This window comes from Mesorhizobium silamurunense, from assembly GCF_014843825.1.
In the GTDB taxonomy this organism is placed as follows: Bacteria; Pseudomonadota; Alphaproteobacteria; order Rhizobiales; family Rhizobiaceae; genus Mesorhizobium; species Mesorhizobium silamurunense.
Window position 1 is genome coordinate 1 of sequence record NZ_JHQR01000359.1, and the last position, 17,464, is coordinate 17,464.

17 protein-coding genes and 1 pseudogene are annotated in these 17,464 nt (G+C 63.3%); 11 read left to right on the forward strand and 7 right to left on the reverse strand.

All coding sequences use genetic code 11. The annotated features are described in order from the left end of the window. Positions 1–148 (reverse strand): adenylyltransferase/cytidyltransferase family protein (locus tag DH10_RS32870; protein ID WP_192385796.1); only part of this gene is annotated, 148 nt, incomplete at its 3' end. Between the two features lie 33 nt (positions 149–181). Then, the gene (locus DH10_RS32875) at positions 182–1,042 is read right to left on the reverse strand and encodes a TIGR01459 family HAD-type hydrolase (RefSeq protein WP_192244204.1); all 861 of its coding nucleotides are present in this window, start codon (positions 1,040–1,042) and stop codon (positions 182–184) included. 299 nt (positions 1,043–1,341) lie between these two features. On the opposite strand from DH10_RS32875, the gene DH10_RS32880 reads away from it, so the two are divergent. The 4 genes and pseudogenes from DH10_RS32880 to DH10_RS32895 all read left to right on the forward strand — a co-directional run bounded on the left by DH10_RS32880 (position 1,342) and on the right by DH10_RS32895 (position 5,701). Continuing rightward, positions 1,342–3,243: a TadE/TadG family type IV pilus assembly protein gene (locus DH10_RS32880; protein WP_192385797.1), complete on the forward strand. Its 1,902-nt coding sequence runs from the start codon at positions 1,342–1,344 to the stop codon at positions 3,241–3,243. Between the two features lie 26 nt (positions 3,244–3,269). Next, positions 3,270–4,145 (forward strand): annotated as a pseudogene (locus DH10_RS32885) (TadE/TadG family type IV pilus assembly protein); the annotation flags it as partial. 309 nt (positions 4,146–4,454) lie between these two features. Beyond that, the gene (locus tag DH10_RS32890) at positions 4,455–4,883 is read left to right on the forward strand and encodes a YybH family protein (RefSeq protein ID WP_192244210.1); all 429 of its coding nucleotides are present in this window, start codon (positions 4,455–4,457) and stop codon (positions 4,881–4,883) included. Positions 4,884–5,068: 185 nt separating this feature from the next. Beyond that, positions 5,069–5,701, forward strand: coding sequence for a LysE family translocator (locus DH10_RS32895; RefSeq protein ID WP_192244256.1), 633 nt, complete (start codon positions 5,069–5,071; stop codon positions 5,699–5,701). A gap of 14 nt (positions 5,702–5,715) precedes the next feature. Here DH10_RS32895 and DH10_RS32900 read toward each other — a convergent pair whose 3' ends face one another. After that, the gene (locus DH10_RS32900) at positions 5,716–6,540 is read right to left on the reverse strand and encodes a DUF2189 domain-containing protein (protein ID WP_192244212.1); all 825 of its coding nucleotides are present in this window, start codon (positions 6,538–6,540) and stop codon (positions 5,716–5,718) included. A 161-nt stretch (positions 6,541–6,701) separates the two neighbouring features. On the opposite strand from DH10_RS32900, the gene DH10_RS32905 reads away from it, so the two are divergent. Continuing rightward, positions 6,702–7,208 carry a CAP domain-containing protein gene (locus tag DH10_RS32905; RefSeq protein ID WP_192244214.1) on the forward strand — a complete coding sequence of 169 codons (507 nt, stop codon included), beginning with the start codon at positions 6,702–6,704 and terminating at the stop codon, positions 7,206–7,208. 222 nt (positions 7,209–7,430) lie between these two features. Here the strand turns inward: DH10_RS32905 and DH10_RS32910 are convergent, their stop codons facing one another. Next, a complete protein-coding gene (locus DH10_RS32910) occupies positions 7,431–7,874 on the reverse strand; it encodes a hypothetical protein (protein ID WP_192244216.1) in 444 nt (147 codons plus the stop codon). Between the two features lie 456 nt (positions 7,875–8,330). On the opposite strand from DH10_RS32910, the gene DH10_RS32915 reads away from it, so the two are divergent. Then, positions 8,331–8,975, forward strand: coding sequence for a peroxiredoxin-like family protein (locus tag DH10_RS32915; RefSeq protein WP_192244217.1), 645 nt, complete (start codon positions 8,331–8,333; stop codon positions 8,973–8,975). 451 nt (positions 8,976–9,426) lie between these two features. On the opposite strand, the gene DH10_RS32920 is transcribed toward DH10_RS32915, so the two are convergent. The 3 genes from DH10_RS32920 to DH10_RS32930 all read right to left on the reverse strand — a co-directional run bounded on the left by DH10_RS32920 (position 9,427) and on the right by DH10_RS32930 (position 12,921). Further along, positions 9,427–10,959: a DHA2 family efflux MFS transporter permease subunit gene (locus tag DH10_RS32920; protein WP_192385798.1), complete on the reverse strand. Its 1,533-nt coding sequence runs from the start codon at positions 10,957–10,959 to the stop codon at positions 9,427–9,429. 283 nt (positions 10,960–11,242) lie between these two features. Beyond that, entirely contained in the window at positions 11,243–12,445 is a 1,203-nt protein-coding gene (locus DH10_RS32925) for an HlyD family secretion protein (RefSeq protein ID WP_192244221.1), read from the reverse strand. Then, complete coding sequence (locus DH10_RS32930) at positions 12,442–12,921, reverse strand: MarR family winged helix-turn-helix transcriptional regulator (RefSeq protein ID WP_192244258.1); 480 nt, start codon at positions 12,919–12,921, stop codon at positions 12,442–12,444. The genes DH10_RS32925 and DH10_RS32930 overlap by 4 nt, the downstream gene beginning before the upstream one ends. Positions 12,922–13,132: 211 nt before the next feature. Between DH10_RS32930 and DH10_RS32935 the strand changes: the two genes are divergently transcribed. The 5 genes from DH10_RS32935 to DH10_RS32955 all read left to right on the forward strand — a co-directional run. Beyond that, complete coding sequence (locus tag DH10_RS32935) at positions 13,133–13,288, forward strand: hypothetical protein (protein WP_192244223.1); 156 nt, start codon at positions 13,133–13,135, stop codon at positions 13,286–13,288. Between the two features lie 61 nt (positions 13,289–13,349). After that, positions 13,350–13,640: a hypothetical protein gene (locus DH10_RS32940; protein ID WP_192244225.1), complete on the forward strand. Its 291-nt coding sequence runs from the start codon at positions 13,350–13,352 to the stop codon at positions 13,638–13,640. A 118-nt stretch (positions 13,641–13,758) separates the two neighbouring features. Continuing rightward, positions 13,759–14,367, forward strand: a complete 609-nt coding sequence (locus DH10_RS32945; protein WP_192244227.1) for a CDP-alcohol phosphatidyltransferase family protein — start codon at positions 13,759–13,761, stop codon at positions 14,365–14,367. Between the two features lie 34 nt (positions 14,368–14,401). Continuing rightward, entirely contained in the window at positions 14,402–16,189 is a 1,788-nt protein-coding gene (locus DH10_RS32950) for a bifunctional alpha/beta hydrolase/class I SAM-dependent methyltransferase (protein ID WP_192244229.1), read from the forward strand. Between the two features lie 13 nt (positions 16,190–16,202). After that, positions 16,203–17,464: phosphatase PAP2/dual specificity phosphatase family protein (locus DH10_RS32955; RefSeq protein WP_192385799.1), on the forward strand; the 1,262-nt coding region annotated here is incomplete at its 3' end.

Sequence of the window (17,464 nt, forward strand, 5' to 3'; positions counted from 1 at the left end):
CGCGGCGGCTGGCCTCGGCCAGCGCCCGCTCCAGCACCGAAAGATGGCCGCGGTGGACGCCGTCGAAATTGCCGATCGCCACGACGCCGCCGCGCAGATGGGCAGGCAACGGCGCGACCGCCGAAATGCGTTCGAAAGCTTGCGTCATGTCAGAGGCGCCCGTCATGGCCACGCTACCAGCCTATTGCAGCCGCGGGATGACGGCGACCGGCCGATAGCCGTGCTTTGCGAGAAAACCCGCCAGCCTTTCGGGATCTGGCTGCAGCGGGTCGCCATAGTCGCGTGCATGAATGCCGCCCGAGACATAGAGCACGTCGAAGCCGTTGTCGGCGGCACCCTTGACGTCGGTCATCATGCCGTCGCCGATGGCGAGAACCTGTTTGCGCTCGACCGCGTGGCCGATGAGGCCGGCGACCTCCTTCATGGCGAGGCTGTAGATCGGCGCGAAAGGCTTGCCGGCGATCAGCGTGCGGCCGCCGAGCTGCGCATAGTCGCGCGCGAGCGCGCCGGCGCACCAGATGGTGCGCTCGCCGCGCTCCACCAGAATATCGGGATTGGCGCAGATGAAAGGCAGGTTGCGGGCGCGCAGCCGCTGCAGCAGCTCCGCATAGTCGGCCGGCTTCTCCACCTCGTCGTCATAGAGCCCGGTGCAGACGATGCCGGAGGCTTCGAACTCCTCCACCAGCTCGACGTCCAGGCCGTCATAGAGGGTGAAGTCCCGCTCGGGCCCGATGTGGAAGATCTTCCTCGGACCCTCGGCGATGAGGTCACGCGTGACGTCGCCCGAGGTGACGACACGGTCATAGGCATCTGCCGGAACGCCGATCGCATTCATCTGCGCAACGACGTCGGCGCTGCGGCGCGGCGAATTGGTGATCAGCACCACCGGCTGTTTTGCCGCGCGCGCCCGGGCGAGCGCCTCCGCGGCGACGGGAAAGTGCCATTCGCCATTGTGCACCACACCCCACACGTCGCACAGAATGGCCGCGTAACTTCCTGTCAGATCGGCGAGCGAAGCGATGATGTCCGGCGAATCCGCCATGCCGTTTTCCCGAGGCTGATCTTAGGCAAAGCCGCGACAGCCATCCTTTGGTTCGGAGGCCGCCACGGCCGGTCCCGCATAACCGAAGCATTCCATCCTGTCACCAGCTTTCGCCATCGCCGGCGGGGCGGGCTCCGATATCGCCCGTTCGGAAGCACAGGGTTAATGCGCCGTCAAAATGGCGGTGTGTTCTTGATTGTTTCGCGCAAGCTGAAATTTAACGATTTATGACCATGGTAGCACATCAATTACGACTATGGTCGTATCTCACCATGGGTCTTTGGCGGGGGCCAAGCGCAATGATCCGCGAATTTGTCCGCGACAGGCGGGGCAACTATGCCCTGATGACGGTCATCACAATGATACCGCTGATGGGCGGCGTGGCGCTTGCCGTCGACTACACCGAGTTGATCCGAGAGAGACAGGAGACACTGAACGCGCTTGATGCGGCCGGTCTTGCTGCGGCGCAGCAGATCCTTGCCGGAGCGAGCGACACTGATGCCAAAGCCTATGCCGAGCAGTTCTTCGAGGCCAATCTCAGGCATGTCCTTCCGACCAACACGACGCTGACCGTCACCCTGCCCAACAACAATGCAGGCGGCGGCACGCTGGTGATGGAGGCATCCCTGAAATACCACCCCTATTTCGTGCCGGTGGCGGCGATGCTGCTTGGCGGGACGACGGGGGACCCGGTAGTCAATTTCTCGGCGAGGTCGGAAATCCGGCTCAGGAACACGCTCGAGGTGGCGCTAGTTCTCGACAATTCCGGGTCCATGACCGAGCTCGGCCATGGCTCGAACAAGGTGCGATTCGATTTGCTGAAAAGCGCTGCCAAGCAGCTTGTCGACCAGTTGGCCGGCCAGGCGCAACTGATGAGACAAGTAGCCAAGCCGGTCCAGTTCAGCCTCGTCCCGTTCGCCGCCTCGGTCAATGTCGGAACCGGGAATGAATACGCAAGTTGGATGGACACGACGGGAATCTCGCCCATCCATCACGAAAATTTCGACTGGACGACGATGAGCCAGGCGGCGTCGCCGTGGGGATCGAGCAAATATGTGCAACCGGTCGGCAGCGCTTGGTACGCGCGTGGCAGCGGGTGGGATGCGACCCAAAAGGACCAGCCACTGACGCGCACTTCGCTCTACAAACAGATGCAGCGTGTGGCGTCGATCACCTCCAACACGACATGTACGGGCAAAGGCAACAACAAGGTTTGCACGACGACCACGACGCCAAACTATGCCAGTATAGCGAGTTGGGGCGGGTGCGTTGAATCCCGGCCGTATCCCTACAATATCCAGGACACCGCCGCTTCCACGGCTATCCCTGCGACATTGTTCGTGCCGATGTTTGCCCCAGACGAAACCGACAACATCGACAGCTTTTCGCGTCCCGCTTACAGCAATTGGCATCTCGATGGGTCGACAGACACCGACGCAGAACGGCAGTGCTACATGCCGAAATATTTCACTCCGGGTACCGCTGTCACCCCCGCCTACGGGATGAACGCCGGGCCGAATACAAGTTGCAGCACTACTGCGATCACACCGCTCACCGACGTATCGACCTTAGCGGCCGCCACGTCCGTCAAGACAGCCATCGACGCTATGGCCGCCAGCGGCGCCACCAACGTGCCGGAAGGCATGGCCTGGGGCTGGAGGACCCTTTCCAGTGCGTCCCCGTTTACCGAAGGCAGGCCCGAAAGTGAAAGGGGCAATGACAAGATCCTGATCGTCCTGACGGACGGCGCCAACACCTACTACACACCAAATTCGCTTGGAGCCAACGACCTGGCCGGCGCCAAATCTACCTATTCGGCCTTGGCTTATGCGAAGCCGTACAACACGACCTACAGCTATGGCCGCCCGTTCCTCGGCACCAGCAGCAGCGTCAGCAAGACGGACTATTCGAGTGCCAATTATACCAAGGCCATGAACGAGCATTTCGCTACGCTTTGCGATAATGCAAAGACGGCCGGCGTCATTGTCTTGACCATCGCACTCGATCTCGATGCGAGCAATACGGCCGAAAAGGCCCAGATGAATGCGCTGAAGGCCTGCTCTTCCGACTCGCACTCCCGCAGGGACCCGACCGACCCAAGCAAACCGGCGAAGCTGTTCTGGAACTCGACCGGCGCCACGCTGTCGGACGACTTCAGGGAAATCGGCAACGAATTGTCGAACCTGCGCATCGTCGGTTGATTCGAAAGAGGAGCCGCTTACGACAGATGCGCGAATTCTGGCTTCGATTTTGCCGCGACCGGCGCGGCAATTATGCCCTCGTGACGGTGATCGCCATGGTGCCGCTGACGGGCGCCTTGGCAATCGCCGTCGATTTCACCGAGCTCAACCGCCAGAAGCAGATGGTGCTGAATGCGCTCGACGCCGCGAATTTTGCCGCCGCGAGGCGGTTGGCGGAAGGCGCCACCGACGACCAGATCAAGGCCTATGCGGTCGACTTCTTCAACGCCAACCTCAACACCATCGACCCGGCGACGATCTCGCTCGACGTGACGCTGCCCAGCAGCCAGGCCGGCGGCGGCCTGGTGACCTTGTGCGCGACGCTCAACTACCACCCCTATTTCTACCCGGCGGCGGCTCTGCTCAACGGCACGTCCGAAGGTGATGCGAACAAGCCGATCACGCTCGGACCGTGCTCGCAGGTGCGGCTGAAGAACACGCTGGAAGTGGCGATGGTGCTCGACAATTCGGGGTCGATGTCGACGAAGGGATCCGGCACTGGGCAGAAGCGCATCGACCTGCTCAAGCAGGCCGCCAAACAGCTCGTCGACACCCTCGCCCAGCAGGCGGCGCAGATCAAGCAGATCGACAAGCCGGTCCAGTTCAGCCTCGTGCCCTTCGCCGCGTCGGTCAATGTCGGGCCGGACAACGACAACGCCTCCTGGATGGACGTCTACGGGCTGTCGCCGATCGCCGACGAGAATTTCGACTGGTCGACGCTCAACGCTTCGGACAGATACGCCGACAAGATCAACGGCATCTGGTACAAGAAGGGCACCGGCTGGGGCGACGAGGAAAGCCAGGTGCTGAGCCGCTTCTCGCTCTACCGGGACATGAAGGTCGTCACCAGCCACGAGCGGATCACGGTTGCGCTCGACATGTCCTCGACCGACGCCGGCGACAAGAAGGCGATGGACGCGCTGAAGACCTGCTCGTCCGACTCCCGCTTCCGCAAGGATCCGACCGACCCTAGCAAGCCCGCCAAGCTGTTCTGGAACGCGACCGGCGCGACGCTGTCCGACAATTTCAAGGAAATCGCGAACGAGCTGTCGAATTTGCGGGTTGTTGGGTGAGGCACATAAACGATTGCTGGCGCGCCCAGCGTGAAAAGGCAGGATCGGGGGCTGGTTTTCAGATAGTATCCTCTTTCCCTATCATCTGAGGATGCTGAGATGTTGGCCGACCTCGCGAAACTCATCGAGCAGGATCATTTAGCCGTGGATGCCTTCGTCAAGGGCGATCCCGAGCCTTTGAAGAGTCTCTACTCACAACGGGATGACGTCGTCATCGCCAATCCGTTCGGCCCGCCGGCCAAAGGATGGAAGAAAGCTGCCGAAACGATGGACCGCGCCGCTACCAACTATCGGGACGGCGAGGTTATCGGCTTTGAGCGCATTTCCGAGTACGCAACGACGGATTTGGGTTACATCATTGAGATTGAGAGGGTCCGATCCAAGGTCGGCGGCAGCGACAAGCTGGTGCCGATTACACTTCGAACCACCACTATATTTCGGCGGGAGGAAGGCGCGTGGAAGATCGTCCTTCGTCATGCCGATCCGATAACCTCGCCTCGTCCGGCGACCTCGGTCGTCGGTGAGTAAAAGGCTACCAACGCCCGGAGACGACAGCCTCCGTTCGGGGCTGCGCAGCGCCACCCGCGGCATCCGCCCGCTCTGGCGCAACGGCCGACGCCGGCAAGCCCTTGCGCGCGTTCGCGGCACAAGGCACATGTCGGATGCTCGCCGGCATCGGACCGTCCATGCCGCAGGCGCTGGAGATCAAAGCCGTGCCCGACGCCGCCAACCATCTGACCTTCGCGCTGATCTGCCTCGGCATGGTGCTCACACCCGGGCCGAACATGATCTACCTGATCTCGCGCTCGCTGTCGCAAGGGCCGAAGGCGGGGCTGATCTCGCTGGGCGGCGTGGCGCTGGGCTTCCTGTTCTATGTGCTGTCGGCCGCTTTCGGCATCACGGCGCTCATTTTCGCGGTGCCTTACGCCTATGACGCGCTGCGCATTGGCGGCGCGCTTTACCTGCTGTGGCTTGCCTGGCAGGCGCTGAGGCCAGGCGGCCGCTCGCCGTTCCAGGTGCGCGAGCTGCCGAAGGACAGGCCGCGCAAGCTGTTCGTCATGGGGCTGATGACCAACCTGCTCAACCCGAAAGTGGCGGTGCTTTATCTCTCGCTGCTGCCACAGTTCATCAACCCGGCGAAGGGCCATGTCCTGTCGCAGCTTCTGGTGCTCGGCGTGACGCAGATCTCGATCAGCCTCACCGTCAACGCCATCATCGCCGTGACGGCAGGCTCGATCGCCACCTTCCTTGCCGGACGGCCGTTCTGGCTGGTCGTCCAGCGCTGGATGATGGGCACGGTACTGACGGCGCTCGCCCTGAAGATGGCGACCGAAGCCCAAAGGTAGCTGGCGAGGCCCCCCTACATCGGCCGACGGACCGGTCGGATCTGCTCCGGCTCGATCACCTTGCGATAGAGATGCCAGGTCGAATGGCCGAGGACAGGCACGACGACGGCAAGGCCGGCAAACAGCGGGATCGAGCCGATCACCAGAAGCACGGCGACGGTCAGGCCCCAGAGCGCCATCTGCAGCGGGTTGGCCATCACCGCGCGCGCCGAAGTCTCGATCGCCGATACGGCGCCGACATCGCGGTCGAGCAGCAGCGGGAACGCAACCACGGTAGTGGCAAGCACCACGACCGCAAAGACGAAGCCCGCAGCGTTGCCGAGCAGGATCAGCGTCCAGCCTCTGCCGGTCGTCAGCACGTCGCGCAGGAAGGCGCCGACCGATGCCGGCGGCTCGGCGCCGAACAGGCTGGTGTAGATCGTCTGCGCGGTGAACAGCCACAAAAGGAAGAGCGCGAAGAGCAGGACGCCGATCACCGCGATCGAGGGCAGCGCCGGCGAATGGCGCACGTCGAGCGCATGGTGCCAGCGACTGCTCATGCCGAGCTCGCGCCGGCGGCTGATCTCATAGAGGCCGATGGCTGCGAACGGGCCTATCAGCGCGAAGCCCGACATCAGCGGATAGACGAGTTGGATGGCGTTGGAGCCGGAGCTCCACCGCGTCAGGATCAGGCCGACGATCGGATAGATCAGGCACAGGAACACATAGTGCGAAGGCTTGGCCCAGAAATCCTCGGCGCCGAGCCGCAACGCATCCCACAGATCCGACGTGGTGATATGGCGCACCGTGGGCTGCACATGCATCCCTCGCGCGTCCGCCATGACATGAAAACCAGCCATAACCGTCCTCCGTATTCCGCGGTCACCGCCTGGGTGGCCGCCCGTGGCTGCCACTTTCAAGAACGCGGCGATGATAGCCGATCTTCCGGGAGTTGTCGCCGCTTTACGCGATTTTCATCGCCTGCCCGGCAAAAGCCATGATCGCCGGTATCAGAGGCCGGATGACCAGCCTGACCACCGAATCCCTCATTCTCGACAGACGCATATTGCTCAAGGCCGTCGGCCTTGCGGCGCTTGCCGGCATCGCGGCCTGCAGCACCGTATCATTGCCGACCGGCGAAGGCTCAGGCGTGTCGTCCTCCGCCGCCACCACGTTGAGCACGATCCGGACGTCAGCCGGACTGCCGGCGCTGGTCCCGGATGCGCAGCTCGAACAGGCCGCACTCCAGCAGGCCGGCTACATGGCCTCGCGCGCCCGTATGAGCCACACCACGGGCTGGGGCAAGGATTTCGCCTCGCGCATGAAGGGTAACGGGGTGCGCGGCGCTGCGGGCGAGAACATCGCCGAGGGCCGCTTCGACCAGCAAAAACTGTTCGACATCTGGATGCATTCCGACGGCCACCGCCGCAACATGCTCGACCCGGATTTCGGCCGCTTCGGGCTGGCCTATGTGCGCGACGGCCGCGACCCCAGCCTGCGTTACTGGGCTCTGGTGCTGGGTCGTTGAGACCGAAGAGCCGCCGCCTGCGGGCGGCTCCGCCATCAGCCAGAAGGACCCGCCAGACATTAGTTATATCTAAATGACTGGAGTGGGGCGGTTTCCTGCCCGTCGGCTTTCGGTGGTCAAGTGATGCAAGCGGACGTTGGGACAGCCGACGTGACCGACTGCTTCGCGCCTCATCTCAGCCATCCAACGTCTTAGAGGAAGATACTAAAAGCCGCCGCGCGATTATTCGGCTGGCACAGGATCCGGCGCAGGGACCACGACCGCCGACGAGGCCTGGGCCATGTTGAACCGCAGCACCTCCTCGAAAACTCGGTTGCGCGCCTTGGCGTCGGTAATAAGCGAGGCGGCCGGCATTACATAGAGGTGCAGCGGAATATCGTCGTCTGTGCCGATGGCGAAGTCGTCATAGACCACCCGTTCGCTTAGCGAGAACACGTCCTTGAACCCGGTACGCTTCATGTCTTTATAGAATTCGTCATCGATCTCGACGACCGAGAAGGCGAACACTTCCCGCACCGTCTCGATCCGGTCGACGAGCTCGCTGGCATAGAGGCGGCACTGTAGGAGCGCCTTGTTGTTGTCGAAGATGTCGGCGCCAGGCTTCTTGAATTCGATGATGACTAGCCTGTTGGGATGCCCCTCGTTATCCTTGGAAAAGCCTCGCAAGTGTCGTGATACGATCCGTTGACGACCCTAGTCGCCGCAGACTTCAGCGTCAAAAAACAAGCTTCGGAACCTGACCTTCAGAACAACAATTCGGGAGTGCTACCGAGTGAAATTCATTCGCCACATTGGCTCCGGTCACATCGAAGCCGCCCAAGTTTCAAGACGTTGAGCACCGTTAGAACGCATCTGAAAGATCCTGTCGGTCTCGCCGCTGTGGTCGTCCCATGGCACGGATGAGACGCGCCACTGTTTGCCGCGGCGCCCGAGACGGCTCGCGATACGCGTGAGCCGCAGATGCTTTTTCGTGCTATGATGGGCTTGCAATCTTGACCTCGGCAATATGGCAGAGGCCGAACGCTGTTTGCTCTGGCGCGGGAGTTTGCGCCCAGCACGGGCCCAACCCGAAATGTAGTGTTGCTGCCTTTTGCCGACTGAGCTTGGGCGAGGAGTTTGTCCATGTCCATGTGTAGTGTTGACCGCCCACTGCAGCCGGGCGACCCAGCGCCCAATATAGTGCTCGATGCTATCTCGCGCGAAGGCAAGATTGCGCTCAATGATTTTCGAGGCCGTAGCCCGTTGTTGATCGGTTTGTTTCGCGGTCTGCACTGTCCGTTCTGCCGCCGTCACGTCGCGGCCATGGCGCAACTCAATCCGGCTCTGCGTGAGAAAGGCGTCGAATGCCTAGCAGTGGTCAATACGCCGGTAGAACGGGCACGGCTCTATTTCCGCTACCACCCGATGCCCCACCTTCTCGCCGCGTCCGACCCGGAGCGGGCCTCGCATCGTGCTTTCGGCTTGCGCGAGGTCGGGATGGACACGGTCACGGCGATACGGATTGACCTTCCGGGCGAGTTGCCAGAACCTATGGACGTGATGGCAATGAACGAGTTTCTCAACAAGAAGGAAGGATATGAGATTACGGAAGCCGATCAGCAGATGATGGCTTCCGGCCAGGGGCAGCTTGTCGGTCAGTTCCTAATCGACCGGGAGGGCATCGTGCGCTGGAGCTTCACTGAAGTTCTGGAGGTTGGTCTCCAAACGTTCAGGGCGCCGAAACCCGAGGAACTGATATCGGTAGCGTCCCAAGTCGCACATCAATAGGCTGCCGAAAAATTCGCTCGACGACCGCGCCCTGTAACGATTCAATGGGTTTGAGGCCATGATCAAGGTGCTCAAGCGCGGCGGCCCGCGTCCGCCCGTAAGCTTCGTAGCGATTCCATTCAACGGGCGGACGCTAGAGTGAGCCAGCCTCAGCGCATAGGCCAGGCGACGTCCCTCCGCAATCACGTGGTTTCCGACAGGCGCGCAGTACGGCGATTTTCCACCCGTTCAAGGCCTTCCGGCAGCGTGCTTGCAACGGCTGGATAGGGTCACTGTTACGCCTTCAGGCAGCACCCGGCGTTGGAGGTACCGGATGTCCCTCAATGACCGGATTGTCCGTTACCGGGAAGTTGGGCCCTCCGATACCTGAGATTTTAGCGGACACTTTGACCCCGCGATCATCGCCAAGCACGCCGCCTGAATCCGACTGCTAGAGGACCGCCGCGAAACGTCAATCCATGTGCGCCGCGGGCGCGCCGCCCGCGGGCGCGGCCTTCGGCTTGCGCAGCAGGACCACGAACGGAACGGCAAGCAGCGTCATCACCATCAGGATTTTGAAGTCGTTGATGTAGGAGATCATCATCGCCTGGACATTCACCAGCCTGTCGACCTGCGAAAGCGCGGCGGGATCGCCGGCGGCCGCAGCCGGCGAGGCCGCCCACAGATTGGGATTGTACGGGTTGATGAAGGCCGACAACTCGCCATGGTTGATCTGCGTGTTCTGCACCATGAGTGCCGCAACCACCGACACGCCGATCGACGAGCCGAGATTGCGCACCAGGCTGAACAGCGAGGTGGCGTCCGTGCGGTAGCGCACGTCGAGCGTGGCGAAGGCAACCGCCGACAGCGGCACGAACACCATGCCCATGCCGAGGCCCTGGATGACGCCCGAAGAGATAATCAGCCAATTGTCCATCTGCGGCGTGAAGCTCGCCATCGTGTAGAGCGACTGCGCGGTAAGCAGGAAGCCGATGGCGACGAGGATCCTGGCATCGATCCTGTGCATGATGCGGCCGACGAACAGCATCGAAATCATCGTGCCGATGCCGCGCGGTCCCAGCACGACGCCGATGGTGACGGTCGGGTAGCCGAAGATATTGGCAAGCATCGGCGGCAACAGCGACATCGAGGCCAGGATCAGCACGCCCATGACGAAGATGAAGCCCAGGCCGGTCACGAAATTGCGGTCGAGGAAGATTTTTGGGTCGATGAAGGGACGTTCGGACGTCACCGTGTGAATGATGAACACCCAGAAGCCGGTGATCGACAGCGCGAGCTCGATCCAGATCTCGGTCGAGGAGAACCAGTCGACCTCGCCGCCGCGGTCGAGCATCAGCTGCAGCGCGCCGACGCCGAGCGAGATCATGGCGAAGCCGAAGAAATCGAAGCTGCGCACGCGCTTGGCGACGACAGGCAGATAGACGGCCATGCCGAGGAAGGCGAGGATGCCGACCGGCAGGTTGATGAAGAACACCCAGCGCCAGTTGAAATTCTCGGTCAGCCAGCCGCCGAGCGTCGGCCCGAGGATCGGCCCCAGCATGATGCCGGCGCCCCAGATGGCCATCGCCTGGCCATGGCGCTCTCTCGGATTGATGTCGAGCAGGAAGGTCTGCGACAGCGGCACGATGGCTGCGCCGAACACGCCCTGCAGCAGGCGGAAGAGCACCATCGTCTCCAGGCTCCAGGCCAGTCCGCAGAGCATGGAGAAGATGGTGAAGCCGACGACCGAGGCCAGGAACAGCTCCTTGCGGCCGAGCCGGTCGGCAAGCCAACCGGTGACCGGCGTCATGATCGCCGCGGCCACGATGTAGGAGGTCAGCACCCAGTTGATGTTGTCGGGCGAGGCGCCGAGGTCGCCGGTCATGGTCGGCAGCGCGACATTGGCGATCGTGGTGTCGAGCGCCTGCATGATCGTCGCCAGCATCAGCGCGACCGTGATCAGGCCGCGGTGCGGCACTTCCTTGAAGGGTTCGGGCATGCTCATGGCGCTGAACTTCCAGCAGGTAACAAAAACGTGTACATTGGGTTTCCGGGCGGCGAGGCCTTCCGTTTAGAGACCCTCATCGCGGTGGGACGCGACTATCGATGTGGGGGTTACATCGACCGAAGGTCTCTATTCGAGCGGAAACCTGAGGACCGACGGGTCCGTGCCGAAAGCTTCGGCTTCGATCAAAGCCGCAAAGCGGCTTGTCTCAAAACGCCCGGCTTTCCCACTCCTCCCATCAAACCAATCCCCTGCTCCAACTCCTTGTTTCTAAAGCGCGTCGCTACTGCGCGTGCTCGCCGGCCGTGGCGTGACCGAAGATCGACGGCAGGCCGCGCGCCACGCCAGTGTCGACGGTGACCGTCGCGCTCATGCCGGTGCGCAGCGCCATCTTGGCGTCGGGGTCGGTCAGTTCCAGGCGCACGGGGATGCGCTGGGTGACCTTAACCCAGTTGCCGGTGGCGTTCTGAGCGGGCAGCAGCGAGAACTCGGCACCGGTGCCGGCGCCGATCGCCTTGACGGTCGCCTCGAAGGTCTTGCCCGGATAGGTGTCGACCACGATCTCGGCCTTCTGGCCCGGCTTCATATGGGTAAGCTGGGTCTCCTTGAAATTGGCGTCGATCCAGGTGTCGCCGGTCTCGACCAGCGCGAACAGCGGCGTGCCGACGGCGACATACTGGCCGAGCTTGAAGGACGAAGCCTGGTAGACGATGCCGTCGGCCGGCGCCTTCACCGTGGTCTGCGCGAGGTCGTAGGCGGCCTTGTCGCGCGCGGCGATCGCCGACATCACCGTCGGATGCTTGTCGGTCTCGATGTCCGGGTTGCCGCCAAGGGCAGCCTTGGCGCTGAGGATGCCCTGCTCGGCGACCGCAAGCTGCTGCTTGGCCTTGTCGAGGTCGTTGCGGGCCTCGTCCAGCGACGACTTGGCGTTGATGCCCTTCTGGGCGAGATCGGCGGCGCGGTCATATTGCGACTGCGCGTAGTCGACCTCGCTCTTGGCCGATTTTTCCTGCGCCATCGCCTGGCTGTAGGCGGCGCGCAGCTGCTCGACGTTGAGGCGCGCGGCGGCCACAGCCGCGTCGGCCTGGGCCAGCGCAATTCTGTAAGGCTCCGGGTCGATGACGAAGAGAAGGTCGCCCGCCTTGACCGTCTGGTTGTCGGCAATGCCGACCTTCACGATGCGGCCGGCCGTATCCGAGGCGATCGAAATCCTGGCCTGCTGCAGGTTGGCGTTCTCGGTCTCCTGATAGCGCCCGCCGGTGACCCAGACATAGGCGCCGCCGGCAAGCAGGGCAAGCGGCAGGGCGACCATCAACAGGAGGCGGCCGAGGCGGCGCTTCTTCTTCGGCGCCGGCGCCTGCTGCGGCACAGGCGCCACGGAAACCGGGGCGGTTGCCGGCTGCGCCGGGGCTTCGGCGACCGGCTGAGCCGACGCCTCCATCTCCAGCTTGGTGACGTTGTCTTCTATCTTGGCTGCCGCGTTCATTTTGCTGCGCCTTCCGTATTCTTCATCTTTTCCAGGGACGACGCTTCGCCGTCCGTCAAATTCTGCACGATCGTGTCCAGCGTTCGGATCAGGACGCGGCGATCCTCCGGCGACACGCCGGCAAGCGATTCCTCGTAGACCTCGCCGGCAAGGCTCTTGACGTCGGCATAGGCCGCGTTTGCCTTCTCGGTCGGGAAGATCATGCGCACGCGGCGGTCGGCTGCGTCGGAGCGACGCTCGATCCAGCCGCCCTCCTCCATCCTGTCGACCAGGCGCGAGACGCTGATCGGCTCGATCTCGAGGAGTTCGGCGAGCCGCGCCTGGGCCACGCCCGCCTCCTTGGCGACGCGGACGAGAAGCCGCCATTGCGCCGAGGAGAGGCCCAATCCACTGGCGCGCGCCTCGAAACGCTTGCGCATCAGGCGCTGCACGTCGTGGATCAAAAATCCCAATCTGTCGATGCCATCTGAAACCATGAGCGGCATATATAATAAGCGTGCTTACTATTCAAGCGAAATGCGTTGTTCCAGACGCCGGCAAATCGCATGGCAGCCATGCGAGGGGTTCATGGTTGCTTGGACACTGAAGGCGAGCCTCAGGCAAAGCATGCTTCGAGCGGCCTGCCGCATACCGGGTTTGCGGACGGCACGGTTTGCTGCATAGATTCGGCGCGGCAGGGGCGAATCCATGGTCGACATCTGGCAGGTAGGCATTGTGCCCGAACCGATCGGCAACGCGCTCGCCCCGCAAAGTTTGGACAAGGGCCGCATCGTCTGGCTGCCGCCGCAGGGATCGTTCCGCTTCATCGCCGATCCGTTCGGCCTTTTCCACGGCGACCGCTGATGGGCAACTCCATTTTCCGACACAGGACTGCACCACAAGCTACGGCAGCGCCATCAACCTGTTGCGCATCGAGCGCCTGACGCCGGACGAATTTTCGGCCGGCATCGTCAAGCGGCTGTCGCCGGAGGGCTGGCTCGACGGCTTCGACAAGGGCCTGCACACGCTGTCGGACGGCGGCGGCGTCACGCTGATCGACGTGAAGCGGATCGAGCCCGCATGCTGCCAGTCGAGCACCAAGCTCCGCCTTGAGGGCTTCTGCCTGCTGCTCATTCCGGCAATGCACAAGGCCAGTCATCCATTCGCCGATCGGGCACCTGATCAAGCTGCAATACCGGCTGCGGCGAAGGTTTGAGGCGATGCGTTCATAGCAAGGCGTCAACCGTCTGAAATTCACTGTGTTTTTGGCGCATGCTGGTGCCATTCGGCATCTTCATGATACAGGGAGAAGCGTGGATCGGGGGATCAACGCAATGCCGACGCTCTATGCGCTCAAGCCGGCCTTCCAGGACAGGCTACGGCCGCTGGTCGAGAGGCTGGCGACAATGGGCATCACGGCCAATGGCATAACGATCCTTGCCGCCTTGCTGTCCATTGCCGCCGGAACGGCAATCGCGCTGCTGCCGGGCTGGCGCATAGTTCTTCTTCTCATTCCCGTCGTGCTTTTCGTGCGCATGGCGCTCAACGCCATGGACGGCATGCTGGCGCGGGAGCATGGACAGGCCTCAACGCTCGGCATGTATCTGAACGAGATCTGCGACGTCGTCTCGGACCTCGCGCTGATCCTGCCATTTGGGGCCTTCCCGCAGTTTGGCGCCTGGGGTGTCGTCGCCTTCGCCATCGCCGCGGTGCTCACCGAATTCGCCGGCGTGCTCGGCATCGCCGCAGGCATCGGACGCAACTACGCCGGACCGTTCGGCAAGAGCGACAGGGCGCTGGCGCTCGGCGTGGTCGCCGTGCTCACCGCCGCCGGGCTGTGGCCGGCGGCAATCGCGCCGTTTGTGTTTCCGGCCATGGCTACGCTTTCGCTGCTGACCGCCATAAACCGGATACGCGCCGGTCTTATTGGCAGCACCGGCTGAGCATCGAGGCGCCATGCCGCCTGAGGGAACCACCATGCTTCACGAACAGGTCGCCAGCGCGCCGGCGGAAAGCCTTGCGCGGCAAGCGCAGGAACGCACCTTCCGCAGCCATGACGGCACGGAGATCTTCTACCGCTTCTGGCCAGCGGTTTCGGCCAAGGCCAAGGGCGCGGTCGTGCTTTTCCATCGCGGGCACGAGCATGGCGGCCGCATGGCGCATCTCGTCGACGAACTGCGCATGCCCGACCATGCCTTCTATGCCTGGGACGCGCGCGGCAACGGCCGCTCCGAAGGTGAGCGCGGCTATGCTCCCTCCTTCGCGGCTCTGGTCCGCGACATCGATTGCTTCATGCGCGAGATCACCGCAAGAGACGGCATTGCCGTGCAGGACATTGCGCTCATCGCGCAGTCCTTCGGCGCGGTGCTTGCGGCCGCGTGGGTGCATGACTATGCGCCGAAACTGCGCGCCATGGTGCTCGCCTCGCCCGCCTTCTCGGTCAAGCTCTATGTCCCATTCGCCAAGGAAGGCATTGCGTTGTGGCAGAAGATCAACGGGCGCTTCTTCGTCAATTCCTATGTCAAGGCGAACCTCCTCACCCATGACCCGGAGCGCATCGCTTCGTTCGAGAACGACAAGCTGATCACTCGGCCAATCGCCTCGCATATCCTGGTCGAGCTCTACCAGCATGCGGCGCGCATCGTTTCCGATGCCCGTGCCATCACCGTGCCGACGCAGCTTCTTCTGTCCGGCAGCGACTGGGTGGTGCGGCACGCGCCGCAGCACGAGTTCTTCGTCAATCTCGGCAGCCGCATTAAGGAGCGGCATGTGCTGCCGGGCTTCTTCCACGACACACTGGGCGAGCGCGAGCGCGCCAAGGCGCTCGACCTGATCCGGCCCTTCCTGGAAGGGCAGTTCGCTTCGCCGACCGAAGCTGTCGATCTGAAGAAGGCGGACATCGCCAGCTACACGCGCGACGAGGCTGATCGGCTCGCCTCGCCGCTCGATCTTCTGTCGCCCAAGGGCCTCTACTGGGCGATGAGCCGCGCCTTCATCCGCATCGGCAGCTGGTTCTCGCAAGGCATGAAGATCGGCGTCGGCACCGGCTTCGATTCCGGTTCGACGCTGGACTATGTCTATGAAGACGAGCCGCGCGGGCTCGGGCCGATCGGCCGCATGGTCGACCGGACTTTCCTCGACGCCATCGGCTGGCGCGGCATCCGCCAGCGCAAGCTCAACCTCCAAGAGCTGATCGGCTCGGCGCTGGCAACGCTGAAGGCCGCCGGACGGCCCGGTCATATCCTCGACATCGCCGCCGGCCACGGCCGCTATGTGCTCGATACGATCGCCAAGAGCGCCGAACAGCCGGCCAGCGTGCGCCTGCGGGACTATTCCGACCTCAATGTCGAGCTCGGACGCAAGCTGATCGCCGAACGCCAACTCCCGGCGAGCGTCTCGTTCCAACGCGCCGACGCCTTCGACGGCGAGGGGCTCGCCGCACTGGATCCCGCGCCGGACCTCGCCATCGTCTCAGGCCTCTACGAGCTCTTCTCCGACAACGCGCTGATCGCGCGCTCGCTTGGCGGCCTTGCCCGCGCCATGCAGCCCGGCAGCCTGCTGATCTACACCAACCAGCCCTGGCATCCGCAGCTCGAGATGATCGCGCGCAGCCTGACCTCGCATCGCGGCGGCCAGGCGTGGGTGATGCGGCGGCGCACTCAAGGCGAGATGGACCAGCTGGTCGAGGCGGCCGGCTTCGAAAAGCTTGACCAGCGCATCGACCAATGGGGCATCTTCACCGTCTCGCTTGCCAGGCGGCTTTAGGAACCGTCCACGCATGCCGACCGGTGCCGAGCCCCCGCCACTTTCAGCCAGCCCAGCAGCCGAACCCTATGGCCGGATCGTGGTCCGGGCAGCGCTTTGGCTCGCATTGCTGGCGCCGTTCTTCTATTCGACCTACGGCTTCGCCAACTGGCTCGCATCGACGCGATCGCATGTCGGCAGCATCGTGTTCTCCTGGGAGCACGCGATACCGTTCGTCGCCTGGACGATCGTGCCCTACTGGTCGATCAACCTGTTCTATGGCCTCTCGCTTCTGCTCAACGACAGCAGGCGGGGCGTCGACCGGCTGGCCGGTCGCTACCTCACGGCGCAGGTCGTCGCAGTCACCTGCTTCATCCTGTTTCCGCTGACCGCCACCTTCGTGCGGCCGGCAACGAGCGGCCTGCCGGGTTTCCTGTTTGCCGTGCTCGGCGGCTTCGACAAGCCGTTCAACCAGGCGCCATCATTGCACATCGCGCTTTTGGTGATCATCTGGGATCACTGGCGCCTGCGCCTCGGCGGGATATTCCTGCCGCTGTGGCATGCCTGGTGCTTCCTGATCGGCGCCTCGGTGCTGACAACCTGGCAGCACCATTTCATCGACATCCCGACCGGCGCGCTGCTCGGCTTCTTTGCGCTTTGGCTCTTTCCGGCCAAGGGCGAGCTGCCATTTGCAGGCTTCCGCCTGACTACCGACGGCAAGGCGCGGCGGCTTTTGCTCTACTACGCGCTGGGTGCCGCTCTGGCGCTGGCCGGAGCATCCATCGGCGCCCTCCTTTCGCCGGTCGCGCTTGTCTTTTTGTGGCCGGCGCTGGCGCTGGCCATCGTCGCCTTCGCCTATGCCGGGGCCGGGCCAAAGGTGTTCCAGAAGATGGCGGACGGCAACGTGTCGCTGGCGAGCCGCATCCTGCTCTGGCCCTACAGGCTGGGCGCCAGGATCAATGTCTGGGCATGGACGCGCAAGCTGTCGCCTGTCGTTACGGTCACCGACGGCGTCTTTCTCGGGCGTTTTCCTGACGCTGCCGAAGCCGACGGCTTCGGCACGGTGATCGATCTCGCCGCCGAGCTGGTGCGGCCACGCGACGCGTCGGGGCGCTGGATTAGCTTTCCCATGCTTGATCTCCTGCCGCCACCGGCGGATGTGCTCGACCGGGCGGTGGCAACAATCGAACCAGCGCGCCGGCAGGGCACGGTGCTGGTCTGCTGCGCGCTTGGCTTCCAGCGCAGTGCCGCGGTCATCGCCGGATGGCTGGTCGCGACCGGCCGCTCGCACACGCC